A 21550-nucleotide genomic window follows, 5' to 3' on the forward strand; every position below is an offset into this window, starting at 1 on the left:
GCATTATGCTTAGTCAGTAATTTTCGTTTTTTAACTTCACCCTACATCCACCATAATCTTGATGTACTCTTCTGACTTTTTCCTCATGATTTGAAGGCCATCCTGTATGTGCTCAAGATCAAACCTGTGAGTTATAAGCATTGTCGGAGAAAAAGCCTGCTCACTCTTATGCCAAGTCGCAAGTCGCTCTAATGCATAATTCCAGTCGTCAGGATACGCAGAATTCCACGTTCCCATCAAGGTCATCTGGTTTCTCAATATCTTCCAATAAATATTCCTAGGAAGTTCCATGTCTGAAGCAGGATTGCCCACAAGCATGACTTTTCCAAGAGGAGCCGTCAGATTAACTGCCTGGGCGTAGCTCTCGGACCTTCCGATACACTCAAGATAGTAGTCCGCGCCTTTACCATCCGTATTTTCATTTACAAAAGCCGAAGGCTCACCATATCTCACATCGCAGAAGTGATCATCGCTGTACCCAATCTGCTTTATCATCTCTTTTTGAACATTCTTATTTCCTATGAAAAAGACATTTCGGTATCCTGCATCTTTTAGAAGCATAGCCACCAGAAGTCCAATGGTCCCAAGGCCGCAGACTACGATATTTTTTTCAGTTGCCGCTTCAAATCCATCTCCGACAAGTTCCAGTCTCCTCAGCGCATGCACAGCAACACACATAGGCTCAAGCATGGCCGCTTCGTCATCTGTCACTTGGTCAGGGATAGGCAAAATATTCCACAAAGGAGCGCAGACATACTCGCCAAATCCACCATCGGAGCGGGATCCCAGGTAATTATAGTTTTCACACATCTCATAATGCTGAGACTTGCACTGCCTGCATTTCATACAGGGAATCAGCGGAAAAACTCCAACTCTTTTACCTACAATTTCAGGATTATCGTCACACTTTTCCACAATTCCCATGAATTCATGCCCCGGAACTATTGGCATATTGTGGGCGCCGGTCTTAAAAATGCGTGGAACGTCAGATCCGCAAATACCGCACCTATGAACTTTTACAAGCGCCTCGCCCGCCTTGGGCCTTGGATCATTGACTTCCACGTACTTAAGATTGTCTATTCCATACAAAACCTGAGCTCTCATAGAATTTCATCTCTTTCTTCGCGAATATTGAATGCCGTTCGTATATCAATTTCTATTGTTTATGCGCTTAATAGTTTTCCCTCATAATCCCTTCTGCTCTCTCAAGATCCACCTGGGTTGTCACCTTAAAGTTTCTCTGATCTCCCGGAATCATGGCAACGTCCATCCCCGCCATTACCGCAGGTTCTGTGGAGCCCTTTATCATTCTGATCTTATCGGGCAAAAGAGCTTCATTAGCCTCTAAATACTTCTTATAATTAAAAGCTTCCGGCGCCTGCCCGGCAAAAATAGTATTGCGGTTAAGCAGTTCGTCCACACGGGCCCCTGTCCTGCTGAAATACACAGTATCGTTCATGGGAAGAACAGGCATCGCACCATCATGGCTATCAAGCGCCTTAAAGCACTCCTCTATCATCTCTTCTGTAACAAAAGGCCTTGCAGCGTCATGGATAATAATATTATCGGTCATATCGCCAAGTCCCATTTGCTCTATTTCTTTTAACGCATTATAAATAGAAAGCTGCCTGTTATCGCCCGGGTCAGAAAATCCCAGGATTTTCTCACTTATCTGCGGATCATCCGCGACGGCATCTTCAATCCTGTCACGCCACTCCTCAGCTGCCACGATAAGAATGTTGTTAACGTACACAGATCTGCCAAAGGGCGCCATGCTATGCATGATCATCATCTGTCCAGACAACTCCACAAACTGCTTTGGTACTTCCGATCCAATCCTGCTGCCAATCCCGCCGGCAAGAATAATTGCAATATTCATAGGCACCTCGCTTTCTAGTATACTTTCTTTACAAATGCATCAAATCTAGGCAATTTGAGTTTAATCATTCCCCGATCAGATACATCTATAAGTCCCTTGTCCCTTAATCTTTCCCGATATTGGGAAAACTCATTCTTTTTCTGCTTGGTAATATCAAGAAGCTCCGCCACAGGCATGACATCTTTTTGAACGATAAAAGACATAAACCATTTATCTTTCTCCGAAAGCTCCGACCAGATTTTTGTGTAAACATAGTGACTTAATGCTTCATCAAATTTTATCAGAACTGTTTCTGACACTTCGTGATTTTCATCTTCCCATACATACTTGCCCAGAGCTTGATAAGCAAAAGGGTATCCTTTTGTAATAATCGCCATATCCATAGCTTTTTCTCTATCTATCCCAAAGAGCTTAGAATATCGGTCTGCAATCAGTGTAAGGTTAAGTGGTTCCATTTCATATTGCGGTGTACGGTACAGAAACGTCAGATTCTTTTCATTCTTTAAATCATTGATATTCTCATATAAACCAGCCATCAGTAAAAAAATAGGGAAATCTTCCCTGATAAATATCTGAAAACTACTGGCAAATTCTCTCATTGAAGGTGTATTAGATACCTCATCAACAGATACCAGCAGTTTCTTTTTCTTTCTCTGTATTTCCTTCAACATTATTTCCAAAGCCGACTCTATATCTGCTACCGGTGACTTTTGTTCTATGTTCAGACCAATTCCAAATTTAGAAAGATTAAGATTAGCATCAACAAATTTCGTCATGAATTCTTTGCTGTCATATAGCTTACCCGCGAGGCTTTCCAACATATTTCGTTCAGCATTCAGTCTGATAACTATCCAATTATCTGATTCCAACACCCTCTGCTCTATTTCGGTCATCGTAACTGTCTTGCCGCTTCCTCTTGTGCCAGTTAGCATGAAGCAGTTATTCTGTGTATCTTCATCAATCATTTCCTGAACAATTTCATCAATTATGAGTTCACGACTTATATACTGGCTTGGAACTTTTCCAAAATTAATTGCAAACGGATTTTTTCCCATTCTGCAGCTCCTTATATACTTCTATATACTTTCAATATGCGTATATACTTCTATATACTCACATCTCAATTATATACTTTTATATACTTCTTAGCAATAAATCTATCAGAAAGCTCTTTATACCTATCTCTCCCCACTAAAAAACTCCTGAAGTAAAGGCTATACTTTACATCAGGAGCTGCTAATACTCTAATATCCAAAAGTCTTTTATTACTAGCAAAAATCAATTTTCAAACAAATAAAACTTCGTGCCCAGCTTAGAATAATCTTTCCTTTTACCTGTTCTAGGATGAGCTTTCATGTCTTTATATAGCACCTCAGCCCGTCTTTCAAGCTGTTCAATTGACATATTCAAAAATTCTTCAGGGATCTCATGCGAGTCATCTTCATAATACATATCGAGTTCTTTTTCTTCAATCATCCAAAATCACCTCCTTATAAGTAATATCGAAATGCTCGCAGCAATACTCAATTACCTTAATTCTTGCTTCGCTTTCATTATATCCTTTCTTCTTAAACATAGCAACTTTAAGGTCAAAGTATTCTTCACTAATAAACTCATTGCTACTATACGTGAAAACTTTTCCATTATGTCCCACAACTATTCCAAGATAATAGTTCTGCTCATAATTTGAATTAAAATCTGCAATACTGGGAGCTAGTCCAGCCGGGTGACTATGAACTGTAATCAATTTTTCATAATTCTTAATGGCTTTTTTTACATGCTCTGGATAGACAATTTTTCCTTCGATACAACTGTCAATCACCTGAGCTACAACGGACTTAGTTTCAGAATTTATCCAATACATATCCTCAAACTTTGTTCCTGAACGGTGTTTAAGTATCTTTTTAGCCAATTGATATATCAGCTTATTTAATTCAGGATCTCCTGAAAGCAGATCAAACTTTCTTCTGTATTCTCCGCTATCAATATATGATAAGTTGATCTGAGTATCCTTGTTTCTCCCGTACCGCTGTTCTTCAATCTCTGTTTCTTCCATCTTTCCTCCTTATACATGCCTTTGTCCCTTCGCATGCACAGATAAGAAGTTGTAGAATATCACCAGATTAAGAAAGCAACCAATTCTAAAAAACAACTTGTCATATAGTAATCAGGGGAATACTTGGCGAAGTGCCTTGAACTCCGTACATGATAAAGTACTTAGGTACAATAGCACATCATACCCTGATTGTAAAGTATGAGATTTTCAAGGTACTTATTATTCCTTTTCCTTAATGCCATAGCTCCTTACGAAGACGATTAAATTCGTTCTTTAACTCTTTTCTTTCCTGTTCGCCTTCTGCTTTCCCTGATCATAAATTCGAAAGCTCGGCAGATCCAATACTTTTCCACCCATAACATCACCTACTTTCTTTTGGATGTTCTTCGTGTTCATCGTATACTTATAAGCAACACTATGTGCTGATCTAATGATTGCATCATAGGATACCGCTGACAATAAACCATCATAACATTTTAATTGACTCAACAACTTCGTCAAATGTCATTATCCCTGTTTTAATATAATTCAATAAACTCCCATACTGCTGGCCATTATCAACAACCCAAAATCTATCTGAGAATTCATACATGTAGTAAAAATCCAACATTTCTTTTTCCATTACCGCAGAAATATTCTCAGCATTACTACAATCTACAGCCATTTCAAACGGGCAATAAATATGAAAGTCCTCATTTTCTTTAAATGCGCACAATACTTCTTTACATTGTGGAAATGATGAAGATATAAGCAATACTATCTTATATTTTTTTAGGTCCCGTTCCAGCTTATCCTTAACACTCATCATAGCTCCCTTCTAATTGCAGGGCCTTCGAATCTATCTCTATCCAAATTAATAGCTACAGACATTTCCAATCCCGAGGGCTTTCTATCATTCATCACTATCCTCTCTCCAAATGGCAAATTGAAAATGATATCATCATACCTTATCTTGTTCTCTCTAAGAAATATCAATGTCATTTCTTTAAATTCGTCAGTCCGTGAAGTAGTCAATATTATCCGATCGCCTTCTGGTAGCCGATCAAGATATTCTTTAGCGCCTTCCAACAGAGTGTCATGTCCATCAATCTTATAGCCATTATGTTTAACTAATGTACCATCTATATCAACAAACCAGGTTTTAGATAGCGTTGAAAGAATCATCTCTTTTCTATCGCTCATAATGCCTCCATGACTTTTGCGTAATCGCCGTCAAACACAATGTTTTCAAATTCAACAAGTCTATACATATCGATAGCTTTCCACTTAGTGTCCCCATAATTATAATCAGGGAAAAGAGCTATCTTCCTGCACTTCGCTGTTCTCAGTACATCACACATTCCACTCCGAATACCAATAAATATACCAGCCCTTTCAACCACAGCTTTCATCTCAGCTATATCAGGGCTAATGGCCATGGTCCCTGAAATAGGCTTCTCATCACCAACAACATTGGTATATACTTGATATCCCTCGTCCAAATACTTATCTGCAATCTTCTCCCACAGTTTGTCTGGCATTGCTGTTACAGACTTGGCATATGGAGAAAGAACTACCGCCTTCCCTTCAGGAATATCCGCACATTCACCATATTCACACCATCTGGTCGGTTCTACAGGAACCACATCATCTGAGAGTCCAAATATCCCACACCTATAAATCTGCTCTAGAGGAATACGCTTAACCTTTAGCGCCTTGTGCAGGTTGACAACGTAAGGCCTGTCCTGATGCGCAATAAACGCATTCTCGTCCCGATAGTAAAGCGCTGCCTGCACCATAGAATCCAGAACGTTCTGAGAAAAGACCTCCACCCGACAATTAGCAATATCAAAAAGCTCCGCAACTTTCCTGCAAGCATTTCCAACAACACATACCACTGCGCGCCCTACTTCCCTAGCTTCCATAAAACGCGGCAGATAGGACATGCAAAAATATATATCTCCAAGCGCAGCAAAAGGGCAAAAGATCAGGAATTCATCCTGTTTGCCATTTCTCAGGGCATCGATAGCCTCCTTGCCAGCTCTTACCCTCTCCATCTTCCTGACAATTGTCTCATCCGTAAGAGAATACTCCGAGTAAGTGTTATAATCTACAGCCTTGACTATCCTGCCCTTAAATCCCAGATCAAGGAGTTGAGCCCTCATAGCCTCATAGAACCTGGTAGCAATTAAAACAATTGCCTTGTCCGAGTTTCTTTCAAGCACGTGCTCTGGCCTACCTACCACAACACCCTTATACTCAATCCCCCACTTTTCCTCGTTGTTATCTAGGATCAAAGTGGGAGTAATGCCCCTTGCCACCAGCTCATCTATCATGGTCAAACTGGCCTCGCAGTGGGCAAAGATGTAAACGGTGCTTCCCGCAAAAGCCCCTTCTGAATTCAGCTGATCTATGCAATTTATCATCTCATCATAGTACGCTTTATCCATAACATCACTCTGAAATCAATGCCTTTAAGGCCTCATCAAAAGAGATCAGACCGCCCTCCACGTAATTCAGCATGCTGCCATATTGTTCGCCGTTCTCCAGCACTTGCTATTAAAATCACTCTTCTATTATCCTTTAATGTTCCTTCAAGCTTATCTCTGTTCAAAATAAAAACTCCTGATATAAATATGTCACTTTACATCAGGAGTATATTTTAAATAAAAAATTTAATTGATGATTTTGGCTTTTCCTTAATCTGAGGATGAGCTTTCATTTCAGCATACAATCTGTCCATCTCAGCCTCTTTTTCTTCAGGAGTCATTCTTTTATATTCTTCTGGCAATTCCTTAATTCGGTCATCTTCAGTATAAGTGCCAATTCCATATTCATAATTCATCAACGCCCACCTCCTTAACTACCTCAAGATTAAAAAGACAATACTACCAGAAAAAGAACTATCTACTTGTCAAATCGTAATCATGGAAATGTTGGCGAAATGCCTCGAACACTATTCATGAAATGATACCGTGTAACGATAGCACATCGCCCCCCTGATTGTAAAGTATGTAGTTTTCAAGGTCCCCGCATTATACTATCCAGCTAGTCAAAGAGCTAACGGGAATAATTAGTTATATCCGCATCTCTATACAAATCCTTTGAATCTGATCCCAAAACTCAGTTATTGATGACACTCAAAATTAATATTCCCGCCATACACAAAGCCCACATCCTCAATACGTTTTACACCCAAGCATATAATACTGTTTCACCCTGATGAGACATATATTGACGAAAAGCAAGCTTATATTCAGGGTTCAACTCCAATATATAAGAAGCCAGATCGACAAAATCCATAAGATGATGATAAACACATATAGCAAGTTTAGGTGAATAACGCAATATTGTATTCTTACTTCCTTCAAGCGCTTTTAGCTCAGCCCCTTCAATATCCATCTTAATATACGTAACTTTGGATTCACTAACAAGTGAATCTATATCAATTCCTTTAACTTCTAGTGTTCCTTGCGCAGACTGCGCAGAAGCGGAATCGTCCTCATTAAAAAGTAACAATTCCTGCTTATCCCATGCTGCCGTGTTAGATATTGAAATCCTTGGTTCATCTTTAAAGCGTTCACATGCCCGGTTATAAATATCCGGCATTGCTTCCATCCCAAATACCTTGCTATAATTTCCATCTGTCCACTTAATAAAATCAGCAATTGTTCCACCAGTATATGTTCCAGCATCCACGAACACTTCTTCATCCTCGGGCTTAAAAAAATCAAAGTATTGCCATCCCCTTTCCGCTCTGACCATTTTATAATGCGGACGTACTACCTGATCTTTGGGAATCCCTAGTTTCTTCATATCATCAACTATTTCTGCACTCCATTTAAGGGAACCCACTAAATATGTAGCATTGGGATATTTCTTTACTGCATCCTGTGGGCTGATTACATCTAATCCATTCAGTTTCCTGCCATAGTTTTTATCGCAGTAAACAAGTGGTTTCATCCCCAACCCAGTCAAAAACCAATAATCCAGATTTCCTTCTCCTCCGCCCCCCCAAATTACTATTCCCTCGGGTCTTTTAAGCTTAATGTCATACCTCCAATCATCATAGAAAACATCAACAACCTGACTCCACTCTCGTAAGCTTTTATTCTTAAGGAAACTGAATCTTGCATTAAACAAGAACTGTGATTCTCTATCTACTAAACGCTCATAAACATTTGTTGCCTTTCTTATCCAATCTATCCAATTGAATTCCTTATATTCTACAGCCATGTGCAAACATCCTTTCTTCAATGCTTTTCAAAACAAATTCACTCTCCAGAACCATCAATACAAATTATATAACAGTTCAAAACGTCTCTACCCTGCTGTCGTCATGTAGGCCATAACAGCCTCTGAGTACAGCACCACCCCATAGTCCGCATTAGGATGAATATGATCGACAAGATACATTTTCTGGGGGTATTTATCTATAATTCTCTTAATGCGTTCATTCGGATCTATATACGTATCGCCATTATTCTTACAGTACTCAAGTAGAGCCTCACTATATTTCTTATTTAAGATAAGCTTTTCGTCATATGTTAAGCTTGTATATGGATCCCCATCTGAAGAATACCAAGGTGCTATAAACACAAAATGACAATCTGGTTTCTTCTTTTTCAAGCCATACCTAAGAATATCTATCTTGTCAACATATTCTTGGGCAGTCATAGCACATCTTAACGGGTCTCGATATCTTACATCATTGGTGTCTATTGCCACCGCATATAAATCAGAATCAGGAATGCGTGTTATTTTTTTAACAATACTACTTACAGTAGCACTGCCTTTTGAAAGTGTCGTCAATGTGCTGCTGAAATCATATACACTAATACAAGAATTCACTTTTTCATTTCTATCTATAACAAATACATAATCCTCATCTCTAAGGAAGCCACTTTTTGACAAAAGAGTGTCTATTTCACTTTTGTAAGTCAGCAACGAAACAATAATAAACGCATTTTCTGGGGTGATAGCATTAAGAGATACTACCGGTAATTTACAATAATCTTCCATTAATCCGGCTTTTTTATCAATAAATCCTTCGGGGCATATCTCCGAGTCTGTCAATTCCTTAAGGCACAGTTCTCCTCCATGACCTGCGCCATATAAAAAAACACTACGCCCCTTTGATAATTTTATTAGATTACCTATTTTAGTTCTTAATACTGATAAAAAAGTAGCATCATTCATACTGTATTGTCCTTTTCATCAATCTACCAGATCAGTTATTCCAAAAACTCTTCCTTTATACCCGGAACTCTCCAACATTTTTTTTACCGTATCTTCTATTCCAAACAATGAAATAATTACAGATACATCTTTATCTAATTCATCAAATCTATTTATTCCAAAGATTGGAATTCCTAAATAATTCATGCCATCCATTTTTCTATCCAAGCAGTAACATACTTCCATCGATGACATCAATCGTGTTACAAGTACCTTTCCAACAGATGTCATACCATAAACTGCAATTCTGTTTCCTTGAACATGTTTTCTTACTCTTTCCTCGAAATCAGAATCCAGTATTCTCTCTATGAAAGAATACATCTTTCTAGTTTTTATGTATGGCTCAGGCCCTAATCCACTCTCTTTTCCCCCACCCCAATCATGCACTTTAGGATGTTTAAAAATAGGATCTTTCATCACTTCTAGAAATTCTTCATGATGAGGATGATATACATTTCTAACGTCCATCATCCACTCCTTCATCCCAACTTCTCCCCAAGGATCAAAAGGGCGAAGGCGAACATAATCCGCTCCAAATTCCTCTATACAACGCTTTGCAAACTCTGGAAGTTGCCTGAAATTTCCATCCTGATATACTGTCGCCAATTCAAGATTATTAATTATTCCCTTTTCTCTTAGCCCCTTCACGAATTTCAGGTTATCAATAAGCCGATCCACAGTCGCATTAGTTCCTGAAAGCCTTTGATATATCGCATTGTCGAAACTTAAGACAGTAATAGCTACAGAAAGATTATACTGCCCAAGGTTTTCAATCTGTCGCCAGTGCTGCTCGTCAAATAAAGAACCATTCGTTTCTAATGATACTGATATATCCTCAGAAGGAGCGGTTGGTTTCCAAGAAGATAAAAGATTTAATATATGTTTACTTACAAATAACTCGCCAAGACCATTAGCGCTAATATGCCTGACGTACGGAAGGACTTTTTTTAACTCCTCATCTATCTTATTTAGTTTTCCTTCTCGGACCTTTGCATCTGCCCTAGCCATAACATTGGGTATATCACACATAGCGCATTTATAATTACATGTATTCTCATATGCGAGATAGATTGAATATGGCACTCGTGGTATTTCTTCTATTTCCAATAAATGATTCTTTACCGTATCATTGGCAACATATGGGCATTGATTGACATTACAATTAGAATGATCACCCGAAGCATGCATTTCATGTATCAGGTTGGCAGCAGGACCATGATATATTTCTTCCAGAGAATTCTTGGTAAGATGACCAATTATTCCTCCATCACAAAGCCAGCTGCACTGTCTTACAGCACCATCTTCGTTAATAATTTGAACAAATTCCACAGCCCTTTTACAAATCTTCATAGCAGATTTCCTCACTTATTTATCCTAGCGGCATATATTCTTGAAGATTAATTACTTTTCCTTTGTATCTTCTTTCTTTTAAATCCTCTAAAACAAACGAATTGGTTGCCAGGATATAGTCAGCTTTTACTAGAGCATCATTTGTATGTATGATTCTATTTCCATATTTAGTCGTTTCATCAATATGATCATTTGTAATGTCACAAACTCCATCAGCATGTATGTTATTGTCATAGCGGAACTTTTCAAAATCAGTCCCCCGTCGTCCTAACCCCATACAATAACCATTCCTTCAAGATGCCCGAGCAATCGACATATCTCATCCCGCCGGTCATCCAATTGCACATAAAAAGTCGTATATGCCTTTAAGCGTTCCCTTATTACAGAATGATACTTTCCACCGGTCTCAACATCTAAAGCTTCCAACATTCTTTTTTCTAATGACCATTGCTTCTCTAATTTATCCTTATCTTTCAAAACACGCATGGTCCATGAACCTTCTACGTAACGCCTGTCCTGATGCGCAATAAACGCATTCTCGTCCCGATAGTAGAGAGTTGCCTGCACCATAGAATCCAGAACGTTCTGAGAAAAGACCTGCACCCGACAATTAGCAATATCGAAAAGCTCCGCAACTTTCCTGCAAACATTTCCAACAACACATACCACCGCGCGCCCTACTTCCCTAGCTTCCATAAAACGCGGCAGATAGGACATGCAAAAATATATATCTCCAAGCGCAGCAAAAGGGCAAAAGATCAGGAATTCATACTGTTTGCCATTTCTCAGGGCATCGATAGCCTCCTTGCCAGTTCTTACCCTCTCCATCTTCCTGGCAATTGTCTCATCCGTAAGAGAATACTCCGAGTAAGTGTTATAATCTACAACCTTGACTATCCTGCCCTTAAATCCCAGATAAAGGAGTTGAGTCCTCATAGCCTCATAAAACCTGGTAGCAATTAAAACAATTGCTTTGTCCGAGTCTCTTTCAAGCACGTGCTCTGGCTTCCCTACCATAACGCCCTTATACTCAATTCCCCATTTCTCCTTACTATTATCCAGGATCATGTCGGGGGCAATTCCTCTTGTCATAAGCTCATCAGCTAGTGTCAAACTCGCTTCACAGTGGGCAAAGATATATACAGCGCTTCCATCAAATGCCCCATCCGCAGCTAAACGCTCTATGCAGTTAACCATCTCATCAAAGTGCGCTTTATCCATTTACTCACCACAATTCTATGATACGTACACCAAAAATTCATCGCCATTCTAAGGCATATAAAACTACTGAACTAAAGAGTATACTTTACATCAGAAGTTACTCCCATTAGTTTAGTAAAACAATTAATTCAAAAAACAACTTGTCATATTGTAATCACTAGAATATTTGGCGAAATACCCAGAACTCCATATATGAGCTAGCGCTGAGTTTCGATAGTACAACAAATCCTAATTGTAAAGTATATGATTTTCAAAGCACAGAAAAACAATGGTTATCAAGACCCTCACTTAAAGCATATCTCTTTATTAGTCTTAGCCATATGGCATGAACGGCGAAAGATCAATCACCTTACCATCTGTTTTCATACGCATCAAATCATTATACGCAAATTTCGTTGACGCCCATATAGTCTTAGCTTTTTCCAACACCTCATCTGTATGAACCACTAAATTTCCATACTCGTCTGTTCCACCTACATTTTCATTAATAGCGTCACATACTCCATCAACTACTATTTTTTCGTCCATTAAAAAGGCCTCTAGACTTCTACCTCTTCTTCCTAGCCCCCATATATATGCAGGATGCTGGCATCCTCCAATTATTTCTAATACTACTTCTTTTCTATCATGCAACTGGTCTAAAAAAGAACTATATGCTTTCAACCTTTTATCAATTACTTCTTTGTACTGCCCACAAGTATATTCATTAAATCCAGCCAAAAGTTTTCGTTCTTTTTCCCACTGCAAAAATAATTTCTCATCATTCTTCAAAACATCATTTGTCCAAGAACCATGGGCATACCTTCTATACACCGCCATTTTTCTATCCAAATACATAATGCCTCCACGAACAGCACCAAGCATCTGAATAGCATAATCCAAATATCCAAACTTTTTTAATGCATCGCTCAATGTTTGTCTGAAAAACAAGCCCGCTGTAACTAGATATTGCCCTCCTCCTAAAATAGTATCCTCCACGGATAGAATACCATCTCCTATTCGTGGTCTTATCTGACTTATTTCTTTTTTTCCATCTTCAGTAACTGTACACCCCCAACAAGCACATAAATCACATTCAGGGTGACTTTCCATGATATCATACTGGCTCTGAAGCTTGAAATCGTCTATCCAATAATCATCCCCATCACACAGAGCAATGTACTTGCCCTTTGCATAGTTTTCAACAACATCCCATAAAAAAGGTATTCCATTTAAATATTTATTTTTTTCTTCATAAATCACTCTTATCTGTGAATACTTTGATTCAAATTCTTTAATTATTTCCGTTGTTCCATCGGTTGATGCGTCATCATGTATTATTATTTCATACTCAAAGTCCACTTTCTGTTGTACTATACTCTCGATTGTTTCTCTAATATATTCTTTTTGATTATACGTAGCGCAAACTACTGATACCATACAATTTCCATACATACTTAACTCCATCCCAATCAAATAAGTTTACTTCCAAACGTACAATTCTGTTTTTTCATCATGTGTTATATACTGCTGGATAGCGAGATAATAGCCCTTATCCAATGGCTAAATAAAGAGGTTAGATCAACAAAATCCATAAGATGATGATAAATACATATAGCCATACTTGAGCTATTATTTTTATCGCTTACTTACATCCGTCAAGTGTTTTAATCTCTACTCCAATCTCATCAAAACTGGCTTTTCGTCATTTTAATGTAATAAATATCTATAAATTTTGTTTATTGATTCAATCATAGTTATTTCCGGCTTCCATTTTGTTCTTTCAAAAAACCGGTCACTATTCAATGAATTGTTTGTATATATTTCCGAATCTTCAACCATGATATCAACTTTGCTTAACCCCTGATTGGTCCCCACTTCACAAACCATATTTGCTAATTCCATTACGGTATAAGAATCATTCCCACCTAAATTATATACTTTTTGTAACCCTTCATTGTTAATATATTTACAAAACTCTACTATTCCTCTTGCAGCATCCTGAACATCTAAATATTGGAATAGCTGATAGCCTTTCACCACTTTTATCTTATGATTGGTAACTGCAGACAACACAAATCTATTAACAATCCTTGCTTCCAATTCTGGTCCTATCAAACTACCAAGTCTTATGCTTGTGTAATGCATATCTCTACATATAGCAGTCATCATACTTTCGACAGTATATTTCCCCACTGAATACTGATCTCGCAGGCAAAGCATATCTTCCTCCATAGCTGCACTTTTCCTTAAGGGATCATATACACTTTGGGATGAAATATTAACAAAATATTTCACTCCACTTTTCTCAGCTCTTTGTATAAGCTTTTGGATATAATCTAGTCCTTCAAAAAAAGCTAGTCCATCGGTCGTCATGGGAAAAGCACAATTGATAATAATGTCAAATTGAGAAAGATCAAAATAAGTATTCAAAGTATCTTCTCGGCTTATAATAGCGACATCATTCCTAGTGATCTTATTAGGATTTCCGGTACTTGCAAAAAGCATCATCTGCCTATTGTCCCATAAATCCATGATTTTTCTACCTAAAAATCCGCTTGCACCGGTAAGTAATACTTTCCACATAGTTGTTATTCCTCTACACATCCAGATATTTCTCTTGACTTACTTATAAGCAATTTAATATAAGTCTCAATACTAGATATCTGCATACGATCTTTCATCAACTTGCTTCTCTGCAAATAAAAATCCTTATCATCATGCAGTTTCTGAACATATTTTTTACACTCGACATACCCTCCATTAACCGCATTTTCAAGTCCTAATCTTGGTAAAACATCAGATGGAAATCGAGTTGTGACTAAAGGTAACCCACATCTCATAGCGCTTCCCATGCTTCCTCCAGCCCCCGTTCTATCAGGATTCCAATAGACATCGCAGATTCCTTCATAAAATCCCACCAAATCATACTCATATCCCCATTTGACTATTTTTTTCTCATCACATAAACGAATGCATCTTTCATTATCATTTAAATATTTAGGATATTTTCCTCCTACCAAAATCCAACAAGCATCATCATTATCTTCTAAAAAGTCACAAACCACTTCACAAAACTCTGGTGTTGCTTCGCTATTAAGCCTCCCGCCAACCGTTGTAATAACAAAAGCATTATCGGCAATTCCATAATCTTTTCTCACGAATTGATGTTGAGCCAAGACAGGAATACTACAAATTAACGCTTCCACCATCTGTTCTTTATTTACAGAGTGATATTTTTCATTCTCCTTTTCGCACAATTCAAGATTTCTGCAAAAATACAAATCACATGCGCTACTTGTACAATATCCTCTCATAGGCATTGCTATTACTTTAAACAGCTGATTGATTTTTCCCGAAAAATAAGAATACTCACCACAAAAATCTAAGACCGTCATTGGAGAAAAATCCACCATCCACTTCAATGTATTTGTTGCCCTCTCAATCATGTCTTCTCCGACGGGATAATAGATATCTATATTCTTATTGATTGACTCATCATGATATTCTTTAAACAATTTTGAATTCATTTCCATGGGATTAATAGGCTGCATAAACGTTTCCCCAAGTCTATATCTATGCAAATCCAATGGGAAGATTCCCACTTTAATCCCTTGTCGGTCAAGTTCATTGGCGTATGGGATTATAAGTCCATTATGTGATGATCCTTCTCCTCGAAGCTCCATACAAATAATCGCAATTCTCTTGCCGTCAGCTTTATATGAATTTGTAGGCACTTCCACTTCATCAAAACATGATTTTATTATCGCTCGTTTATCACAATAAAAATCAGGATATCTCAATGAAGAATAGTTCAACTCCATAATTGAAATATCAAATAAACTCCATACCTTTTCATCTGTTCTTGATAATTGTTTTATATCCGCAAGATATTGCCTAAATATCTCTTCATTAAGGAGTCGGCTTTCATAAAGGAACCTATATATCAGTATATTGTTTTTATAATTTGTTCCATCAGCAAATGAAATAATATAGTCCCTTATCTTTTCTTTTTCTTCTAGATCAAGTCCTTTAATTTCTTCAATCCATTCAAAGAAAAAATCACTCACTCTGCTTTCATTTACCCAGTAATTTGAAAGCGCTTCATTCATGATTTTTCGATCATTTAATGCACTGGTCAAACTATAAACTACTGTCTGTGCGATAATCTTTCTGTCACTTAAGTAAACGCACTTTGCTGGGTCAACCCCATACGTTTGACAAAGCTCTCTCTTTATCTGGCCCGCCAATGCATCAGACTCCACAGATATAACAATATAATCATAGTTATACCTCTGTATTTCAGTAGGTAATACAATGTTATATTTAGTCTCCACCTCTGAGTTCGCATGCTTATCTACACACGCGACTATCTCGCAATAGTTGATTGTTGTTAACTGATCAAAAAAACTTCTCCCAACCTTACCCATGGCATATATTATTATTCTTGATCCTTTGGGAATTCTCTCATAAGGAAATACGTAAAATTCTTTTGTTCTCATGCTATTACCAATACCATCTCTTTCTATTCAGGATTAAAGCAAATCCAAAATATGTCTACGCAATTCTATATATTCTCCGGTACGTCTCAACTTGTCATCCCCAACATTCCCATCTAAAGGAGTCGAAAACATCGCATTAAACATCCCTTTTATCCTACATGGGCTATCTCCCAACACCACGATTCGACTCGCTAATTCTAGCGCTTCATCCACATCATGTGTAATTAGAACCACAGTATTATTTGTATCACGCCATATTTTCCTTACCAATATCTGCATCTTACTTCTCGTGATGGCATCTAAGGCACCAAATGGTTCATCCATTAAAATAACCGAAGGCTCATTGATAAGTACCCTTGCAAGAGCCACTCGTTGCTTCATTCCGCCGGAAAGCTCATATGTTTTTGCATGTGCACAATCAGCTAGTCCAACCAATTCCAAATATTGATTAACTCTATCAGATATTCTAGTTTTATCTTCGCCACGCATCTTCGGACCATATGCTACATTATCAAACACATCATACCAAGGAAAAAGAGTTGGTGATTGGAATATAATTTCTCTCTTCCAATCCATTCCCCGTATTTCTTCACCCATCATGGTGATTTTCCCCGCAGTAGGTTGAATGATTCCTGCCATTAGTGATAATAATGTTGTCTTCCCACAGCCGGATGGCCCCACCAAAACAACAAATTCTCCTTGATGTACTTCAAAATTAAAATCATCTATTATCTTTTTCCAAGATTGAATGCTTTTTTCGTCATACATATAGGAAACATTTTGAAGATTCAATACACAGCTATTATCATATCTATAAAAATTTCTTTTCATTCCATTCATTCCACGCCATTTATAAATTCAGAATCAACTTTTTCTCTAAATGACTCAAGTTTTGGTTCCTCTAGAACATCTCCTTGCTCATACAAGAAAACAGCCGTCTCATATAAAGTATTTGCCAATGAATCTGATCCAAACCATTGAGTTCCTTTTTGCTCATCACACGTAAGCCACAAAGAAGATTCGATTTGATTTATGCATGTCTTTTTATCTATTCCTAAATCCTTAGAAAGTGAAAGTCCTGCTTCATCTGGATCACTCTTATAAAGCCTAACTGCTTGATCCATCAATGAAATGTATTTTTGAACTAAAAACGGATAATTCTCCGCGAACTTTGTGCTTACTATTTCCACATCCATCGTTGCATATCCATAATTCGACAATTCTTTAGCACTCGTCAGTCTAAGTGCCCCCAGTTTCTCCAATTCAGTTACCTGCGGGTCCCAAATAAATGCTGCGTCTATATCTCCTCTTTGATACGCAGCAACTATACTACTTGCATTCATGTCAATAATATCAACATCTTCAGCAGATACATTGTTGCATTCTAAATATTTCAATAAACTATAATGTGAAGTCGAGGAAAAAACTGTTGCGACAGTTTTCCCTTTTAAATCTCCTGCGTTCTTTATTCCAAGTTTTGGGTTTACCATGAGGGATTCTATATCTCCCAAAACACTTTGAATATATATCACCTTACAATCAACATCATTTGATATAGCCAAAGCAGCCGGAACAGATCCCAACAATCCAAAATCAATCTCTCCACTAGCCATAGCCATGTTTACATCCCTGCCACCATCAAACTTTACTATCTCAACAGGAATCCCCATTTGGGCTTCTAACCATCCTTCAGCTTTAGCTATTCCCTCTGGATCAGCTAAAGTCTGTGTCCCTATGATTACTTTTTCAGGCAAGTTTTCATTTCTTTCATTATGTCCACATCCAATAAAAAATAATGTTGATAATGCCAAAAGCATAACAACTATAGAAGTTTTTCTGGCTTTAAGTCTACCTGAATTCTTTATAAATCCATTTCTAATCATACATTTTTACCTTTCCACGGGGCTGCCAACCGCCCTATAATGATAATGATATTGTCAAGAATAATTCCTGTTATTCCCATAATCAGTATTCCAACAAAAATAATGTCACTTCTTAAATAATTTGAAGCATCCAAAACCATCCAACCAATACCTCCTCTAGAAGCGACCATTTCAGCAGCTACAAGAGTGGTGTACCCCACTCCCATAGCTGTACGTAGTCCAGAAAATATATCCGGTAATACATATGGAAATACAACTGTTCTAAAAACCTGTCTTCTCTTTGCCCCTAATGCTTTAGCTGAATAAATATAGTTGGGTTCTATTCTAGATACTGCTTGAGAACAGGAGATATATAGTGGAGCAAAACTTGCCAAAAACAATAAAAAGATTTTTGAGCCATCACCTATACCTAGCCAAAGAATCAGCAATGTATAATATGCCAAAGGTGGCAAAGGCCTATAAAAATTTATAATCGGCTCAATCACATCTCTGAACACAGAATTATATCCGCTTAACAATCCCAAAGGAATTGCCGTTATTGCTGCTAACAGATATGCTATAAACAATCTCCTAAGGCTTTCAGTTATGTGAACAATTAAGGGCACCCCTTTATATCCATTTAAACAGATTTCTACAAAAGCTTTCCATACACGTTGAGGACTTGGTAAAAACAAGTCGTTTACAAAGAAACAATTAGATGCGCAAAACCATATCACAATAAAAATAGCAACAACAATATATTTGAGAGGCAGACTCTTTTTCATAATTTACTCCCACCCATAATTTTTAACTAATACAATATAGCTAACTATTACCATAGCTCACCTATTTTTTTATCCATATCAACAGAATCAAACGGAATTAATCCTCCACATGGTGTAAGCGTTAATTCCGCTATATAAAATCGTTTCTTTGTAACAAAAAAATCCACTCTTAAAAAATCAAACGCGCCTGATATTCTTTCGGCCAGCAGACGCATCTCATCCAATCTTTCGTCTATCTTATCAATTTCAAGCGACGGATGAACTCTTCCACGTATTCCTTCCATCCGTTTTCCATCAGGATAGAAAAATGACGTTTCTATTCCTAGAAAGGCCCCATTTTCATCAAAATAGTCCCTTCCTATGTTCATCAGCCCCATCTTCCCATGAAACATCCATAGCCTGTAATCAAACACATCATCATCTATTAGCTCTTCTGCAATTATTCTTGGCTTAACATGTTTAAATGTCCCATTAAATGATGAGTAATACATGCTCTTGTATTTTCCAACCCAGCCCTTAACTATCTCCATAATGCTAGGAATATCAATACTAGCCTTATCCTTTACAAGTATAACTCTTCTGCCGTCTCCACCATTTGTAGCCTTTAAAACAAATGAATTAGGTAGCGACTCTAAATCTATATCTTCAGGTCTTTCCCAAATGCCATAAATTTTCGTGGCAAGATCATCCGCCCCTAGAGTTTCAGCTAAATACGATCTCATCTCATATTTATCAGTAACACGCATGAACAAAGGATTGTCGGCTTCTCTTATTTGCATGACAATATTCTTTTCGTTAAACCTAATCGGATTATCATAATCCAAAATATATTCATTTCCGTATACATCATTGAAGTAATAGCTAATCTGTTCCTTTTTTAATTCTTCATCCCCACTATTATCAATCAATGCATTGACCACTTTATCTGTATGCAAAAAATATTTGTATCTTTCCGTTTGTCTCTTTTGTATTGCTGCCACCCAAGTCTGTAGAGCGCTTATTTGATTTCTCATTGTTTCAATAGTAGCTCTGGCTTCTTTTGTCCTCTTATACAAGCGAATCATTTCGCTTCTTGCCATGTTATTCCTAACTTCTAATTGTTCACAGCATCTCCGCCTCTTTCTACTGGTTTTTATTAAAAAAGTTCCCAAAACATTGAACGGTTTTGAACGTTCCATATAAGCAAATGAAAATACATCACTAATCCCTAACCCCAAGACATTAGTATATATTTCATCTATGTGTTCCATCGGCGTTATTAATACTACGACATCTTTTTCATCTTTTAGCTTTTGGGGAGGACAAATACATTTATTGTAGATGTATTCCATAGAATTTAAATCAGTTATCATCCCATCAACAATATAGCTTACTGAAATATCGGAATAGATATTTAGAAATAAACTACACATTACGCCGCAGCCGTACAAAACAAGCTTTTTTTTTCTTGATAAAATATCAAACTCGCGCCATGTCCTTTTTTGCAATTCTACTGGGCAATGCATTTTTCCATGTTGCTGCTGTAAATATAGATGATATTGTAACAATAATCTATCTACATCACTGGCTGCCATCACAAACCTCCTTTAACCAAATCACTTAACCCATACAAATCATTTTCTCGCCAAACGCTACCAAAGAGTTTTACAAATCCGTTACTAATCTGCTCTCGCATTGCTAAGCCTATATATAGATAAGTACTCTTTTCTACTTTTTTCTTTTTATCATACACGTACAATCGTCGATTACTCCTGCAGAATATCAAAGTGTAGTTGTCATTCTCGTCGACATATGAAAACTTTGTAAAATCACCACTACCAAAGACTAATTCTCCGTCAGAATACATATCTGCTGACTCAAAGCTGATATTTTGTTCATTTAATATATTCCACCGAGCCATATGATTGGCGCGATCCGGAAAAACTATCAAATCAGTTCCCATTCTGCACATTTTGAAAAATTGAACCTTCTCACGAATCACGTCACTATATGGGAAAAGTTGATTATTGTCAGTATCCCAAATCGAAAAGCTTTGATTTAACCCAGGAACCAAAAAGAGTTTATGATCCACTTTGTACAGATTATTAAAACCGCCATTATCGTCACCTAATTTGATAATAGAATAATCCATACTAGATGCATCAAATTCTACTAGGACATTTGCCTTACCTCCCAAAAGAAAAAAACGCTTCTCATCAAATTTGCAAATTGCCCTAGAAAAATAGAATGGAACATCTCTTTTTCCTATTCGCCTCATTTCGTCGTATAGTTCAAAAAATGACTGAGTCAGTAAGGTATCCATGTCTATTCTGATAAATTCTGCACTCATATCACCAAAAACATAAACAAAGTGATCCCACTGTGCCAAACAATAGAATCTTCTATTCGAACAGTCTTTTTTTTCCAACTTTATCTGATAAAAATCCCCAGTTAACGTATCGTATACAGCAATATTATCAGCACTATCAGGTGCAAAAATCAGCTTATGCATCCAAATAATGCAGCTACTAAACAAAAATGATTTCCATATAGCTTCATTTGGAAAAAAACCCTTCCATTCTAACTCATCTTTCTCAATGTCATAGCAAAACAAACTATTGAATCCCATTGCGCTGTACCACAGCCTTCCTTCCTCATCAATAGCTCCTGCACCTATTTCTGTATAATGGATTCGTTTTTTATTTACGGTCGTCAAAAAA

Annotated in this window: 22 protein-coding genes; all 22 read right to left on the reverse strand. The window is 37.4% G+C overall.

What is annotated here, in order from left to right; translation table 11 throughout:
- Positions 1–36: 36 nt before the first annotated feature.
- The 22 genes from E7303_RS03850 to E7303_RS03955 all read right to left on the reverse strand — a co-directional run bounded on the left by E7303_RS03850 (position 37) and on the right by E7303_RS03955 (position 21546).
- The gene (locus E7303_RS03850; protein ID WP_292143919.1) at positions 37–1104 is read right to left on the reverse strand and encodes a galactitol-1-phosphate 5-dehydrogenase; all 1068 of its coding nucleotides are present in this window, start codon (positions 1102–1104) and stop codon (positions 37–39) included.
- Between the two features lie 67 nt (positions 1105–1171).
- Positions 1172–1879, reverse strand: coding sequence for an IspD/TarI family cytidylyltransferase (locus E7303_RS03855; RefSeq protein ID WP_292143920.1), 708 nt, complete (start codon positions 1877–1879; stop codon positions 1172–1174).
- A 14-nt stretch (positions 1880–1893) separates the two neighbouring features.
- Positions 1894–2934 carry an ATP-binding protein gene (locus E7303_RS03860; protein ID WP_292143921.1) on the reverse strand — a complete coding sequence of 347 codons (1041 nt, stop codon included), beginning with the start codon at positions 2932–2934 and terminating at the stop codon, positions 1894–1896.
- Positions 2935–3157: 223 nt separating this feature from the next.
- The gene (locus E7303_RS03865; RefSeq protein WP_292143922.1) at positions 3158–3355 is read right to left on the reverse strand and encodes a hypothetical protein; all 198 of its coding nucleotides are present in this window, start codon (positions 3353–3355) and stop codon (positions 3158–3160) included.
- Positions 3348–3935: a hypothetical protein gene (locus E7303_RS03870; RefSeq protein ID WP_292143923.1), complete on the reverse strand. Its 588-nt coding sequence runs from the start codon at positions 3933–3935 to the stop codon at positions 3348–3350. Before E7303_RS03870 ends, E7303_RS03865 begins: the two co-directional genes overlap by 8 nt.
- Before the next feature lie 466 nt (positions 3936–4401).
- The gene (locus E7303_RS03875; RefSeq protein WP_292143924.1) at positions 4402–4743 is read right to left on the reverse strand and encodes a hypothetical protein; all 342 of its coding nucleotides are present in this window, start codon (positions 4741–4743) and stop codon (positions 4402–4404) included.
- Positions 4740–5117, reverse strand: coding sequence for a hypothetical protein (locus tag E7303_RS03880; protein WP_292143925.1), 378 nt, complete (start codon positions 5115–5117; stop codon positions 4740–4742). Before E7303_RS03880 ends, E7303_RS03875 begins: the two co-directional genes overlap by 4 nt.
- Entirely contained in the window at positions 5114–6364 is a 1251-nt protein-coding gene (locus tag E7303_RS03885) for a hypothetical protein (protein WP_292143926.1), read from the reverse strand. The genes E7303_RS03880 and E7303_RS03885 overlap by 4 nt, the downstream gene beginning before the upstream one ends.
- 212 nt (positions 6365–6576) lie before the next feature.
- Positions 6577–6759 carry a hypothetical protein gene (locus tag E7303_RS03890; protein WP_292143927.1) on the reverse strand — a complete coding sequence of 61 codons (183 nt, stop codon included), beginning with the start codon at positions 6757–6759 and terminating at the stop codon, positions 6577–6579.
- Positions 6760–7103: 344 nt separating this feature from the next.
- Positions 7104–8150 (reverse strand): FkbM family methyltransferase, encoded by a 1047-nt coding sequence (locus tag E7303_RS03895; protein WP_292143928.1) that lies wholly within the window; start codon positions 8148–8150, stop codon positions 7104–7106.
- An 87-nt stretch (positions 8151–8237) separates the two neighbouring features.
- On the reverse strand, positions 8238–9113 hold the full coding sequence (locus E7303_RS03900; RefSeq protein WP_292143929.1) for an SGNH/GDSL hydrolase family protein: 876 nt from the start codon (positions 9111–9113) through the stop codon (positions 8238–8240).
- Positions 9114–9131: 18 nt separating this feature from the next.
- The gene (locus E7303_RS03905; RefSeq protein WP_292143930.1) at positions 9132–10502 is read right to left on the reverse strand and encodes a radical SAM/SPASM domain-containing protein; all 1371 of its coding nucleotides are present in this window, start codon (positions 10500–10502) and stop codon (positions 9132–9134) included.
- A 19-nt stretch (positions 10503–10521) separates the two neighbouring features.
- Positions 10522–10779 (reverse strand): hypothetical protein, encoded by a 258-nt coding sequence (locus E7303_RS03910; RefSeq protein ID WP_292143931.1) that lies wholly within the window; start codon positions 10777–10779, stop codon positions 10522–10524.
- Positions 10770–11723: a hypothetical protein gene (locus E7303_RS03915; RefSeq protein ID WP_292143932.1), complete on the reverse strand. Its 954-nt coding sequence runs from the start codon at positions 11721–11723 to the stop codon at positions 10770–10772. The genes E7303_RS03910 and E7303_RS03915 overlap by 10 nt, the downstream gene beginning before the upstream one ends.
- A gap of 312 nt (positions 11724–12035) precedes the next feature.
- Positions 12036–13142: a glycosyltransferase gene (locus tag E7303_RS03920; RefSeq protein ID WP_292143933.1), complete on the reverse strand. Its 1107-nt coding sequence runs from the start codon at positions 13140–13142 to the stop codon at positions 12036–12038.
- Between the two features lie 270 nt (positions 13143–13412).
- The gene (locus E7303_RS03925; protein ID WP_292143934.1) at positions 13413–14288 is read right to left on the reverse strand and encodes an NAD-dependent epimerase/dehydratase family protein; all 876 of its coding nucleotides are present in this window, start codon (positions 14286–14288) and stop codon (positions 13413–13415) included.
- Between the two features lie 5 nt (positions 14289–14293).
- A complete protein-coding gene (locus tag E7303_RS03930; protein WP_292143935.1) occupies positions 14294–16204 on the reverse strand; it encodes a glycosyltransferase in 1911 nt (636 codons plus the stop codon).
- Positions 16205–16237: 33 nt separating this feature from the next.
- The gene (locus E7303_RS03935; RefSeq protein ID WP_292143936.1) at positions 16238–17035 is read right to left on the reverse strand and encodes an ABC transporter ATP-binding protein; all 798 of its coding nucleotides are present in this window, start codon (positions 17033–17035) and stop codon (positions 16238–16240) included.
- A 5-nt stretch (positions 17036–17040) separates the two neighbouring features.
- Complete coding sequence (locus tag E7303_RS03940) at positions 17041–18087, reverse strand: taurine ABC transporter substrate-binding protein (RefSeq protein ID WP_292143937.1); 1047 nt, start codon at positions 18085–18087, stop codon at positions 17041–17043.
- Positions 18084–18851, reverse strand: coding sequence for an ABC transporter permease (locus tag E7303_RS03945; protein WP_292143938.1), 768 nt, complete (start codon positions 18849–18851; stop codon positions 18084–18086). The genes E7303_RS03940 and E7303_RS03945 overlap by 4 nt, the downstream gene beginning before the upstream one ends.
- 47 nt (positions 18852–18898) lie before the next feature.
- Positions 18899–20425: an ATP-grasp fold amidoligase family protein gene (locus E7303_RS03950; protein ID WP_292143939.1), complete on the reverse strand. Its 1527-nt coding sequence runs from the start codon at positions 20423–20425 to the stop codon at positions 18899–18901.
- Positions 20425–21546: a hypothetical protein gene (locus E7303_RS03955; protein WP_292143940.1), complete on the reverse strand. Its 1122-nt coding sequence runs from the start codon at positions 21544–21546 to the stop codon at positions 20425–20427. The genes E7303_RS03950 and E7303_RS03955 overlap by 1 nt, the downstream gene beginning before the upstream one ends.
- Positions 21547–21550: the final 4 nt, after the last annotated feature.

The organism is Butyrivibrio sp., assembly GCF_015056685.1.
Lineage (GTDB): Bacteria > Bacillota > Clostridia > Lachnospirales > Lachnospiraceae > Butyrivibrio.

What these genes read in the sequence shown, in the direction of transcription:
- E7303_RS03880 (WP_292143925.1), bottom strand. Translation starts at nt 5,117, where the DNA reads ATGAGCGATAGAAAAGAGATGATTCTTTCAACGCTATCTAAAACCTGG.
- E7303_RS03865 (WP_292143922.1), bottom strand. Translation starts at nt 3,355, where the DNA reads ATGATTGAAGAAAAAGAACTCGATATGTATTATGAAGATGACTCGCAT.
- E7303_RS03905 (WP_292143930.1), bottom strand. Translation starts at nt 10,502, where the DNA reads ATGAAGATTTGTAAAAGGGCTGTGGAATTTGTTCAAATTATTAACGAA.
- E7303_RS03890 (WP_292143927.1), bottom strand. Translation starts at nt 6,759, where the DNA reads ATGAATTATGAATATGGAATTGGCACTTATACTGAAGATGACCGAATT.
- E7303_RS03950 (WP_292143939.1), bottom strand. Translation starts at nt 20,425, where the DNA reads ATGGCAGCCAGTGATGTAGATAGATTATTGTTACAATATCATCTATAT.
- E7303_RS03935 (WP_292143936.1), bottom strand. Translation starts at nt 17,035, where the DNA reads ATGAAAAGAAATTTTTATAGATATGATAATAGCTGTGTATTGAATCTT.
- E7303_RS03860 (WP_292143921.1), bottom strand. Translation starts at nt 2,934, where the DNA reads ATGGGAAAAAATCCGTTTGCAATTAATTTTGGAAAAGTTCCAAGCCAG.
- E7303_RS03945 (WP_292143938.1), bottom strand. Translation starts at nt 18,851, where the DNA reads ATGAAAAAGAGTCTGCCTCTCAAATATATTGTTGTTGCTATTTTTATT.
- E7303_RS03910 (WP_292143931.1), bottom strand. Translation starts at nt 10,779, where the DNA reads ATGGGGTTAGGACGACGGGGGACTGATTTTGAAAAGTTCCGCTATGAC.
- E7303_RS03895 (WP_292143928.1), bottom strand. Translation starts at nt 8,150, where the DNA reads ATGGCTGTAGAATATAAGGAATTCAATTGGATAGATTGGATAAGAAAG.
- E7303_RS03870 (WP_292143923.1), bottom strand. Translation starts at nt 3,935, where the DNA reads ATGGAAGAAACAGAGATTGAAGAACAGCGGTACGGGAGAAACAAGGAT.
- E7303_RS03930 (WP_292143935.1), bottom strand. Translation starts at nt 16,204, where the DNA reads ATGAGAACAAAAGAATTTTACGTATTTCCTTATGAGAGAATTCCCAAA.
- E7303_RS03940 (WP_292143937.1), bottom strand. Translation starts at nt 18,087, where the DNA reads ATGATTAGAAATGGATTTATAAAGAATTCAGGTAGACTTAAAGCCAGA.
- E7303_RS03920 (WP_292143933.1), bottom strand. Translation starts at nt 13,142, where the DNA reads ATGGTATCAGTAGTTTGCGCTACGTATAATCAAAAAGAATATATTAGA.
- E7303_RS03875 (WP_292143924.1), bottom strand. Translation starts at nt 4,743, where the DNA reads ATGATGAGTGTTAAGGATAAGCTGGAACGGGACCTAAAAAAATATAAG.
- E7303_RS03915 (WP_292143932.1), bottom strand. Translation starts at nt 11,723, where the DNA reads ATGGATAAAGCGCACTTTGATGAGATGGTTAACTGCATAGAGCGTTTA.
- E7303_RS03900 (WP_292143929.1), bottom strand. Translation starts at nt 9,113, where the DNA reads ATGAATGATGCTACTTTTTTATCAGTATTAAGAACTAAAATAGGTAAT.
- E7303_RS03855 (WP_292143920.1), bottom strand. Translation starts at nt 1,879, where the DNA reads ATGAATATTGCAATTATTCTTGCCGGCGGGATTGGCAGCAGGATTGGA.
- E7303_RS03885 (WP_292143926.1), bottom strand. Translation starts at nt 6,364, where the DNA reads ATGGATAAAGCGTACTATGATGAGATGATAAATTGCATAGATCAGCTG.
- E7303_RS03850 (WP_292143919.1), bottom strand. Translation starts at nt 1,104, where the DNA reads ATGAGAGCTCAGGTTTTGTATGGAATAGACAATCTTAAGTACGTGGAA.
- E7303_RS03925 (WP_292143934.1), bottom strand. Translation starts at nt 14,288, where the DNA reads ATGTGGAAAGTATTACTTACCGGTGCAAGCGGATTTTTAGGTAGAAAA.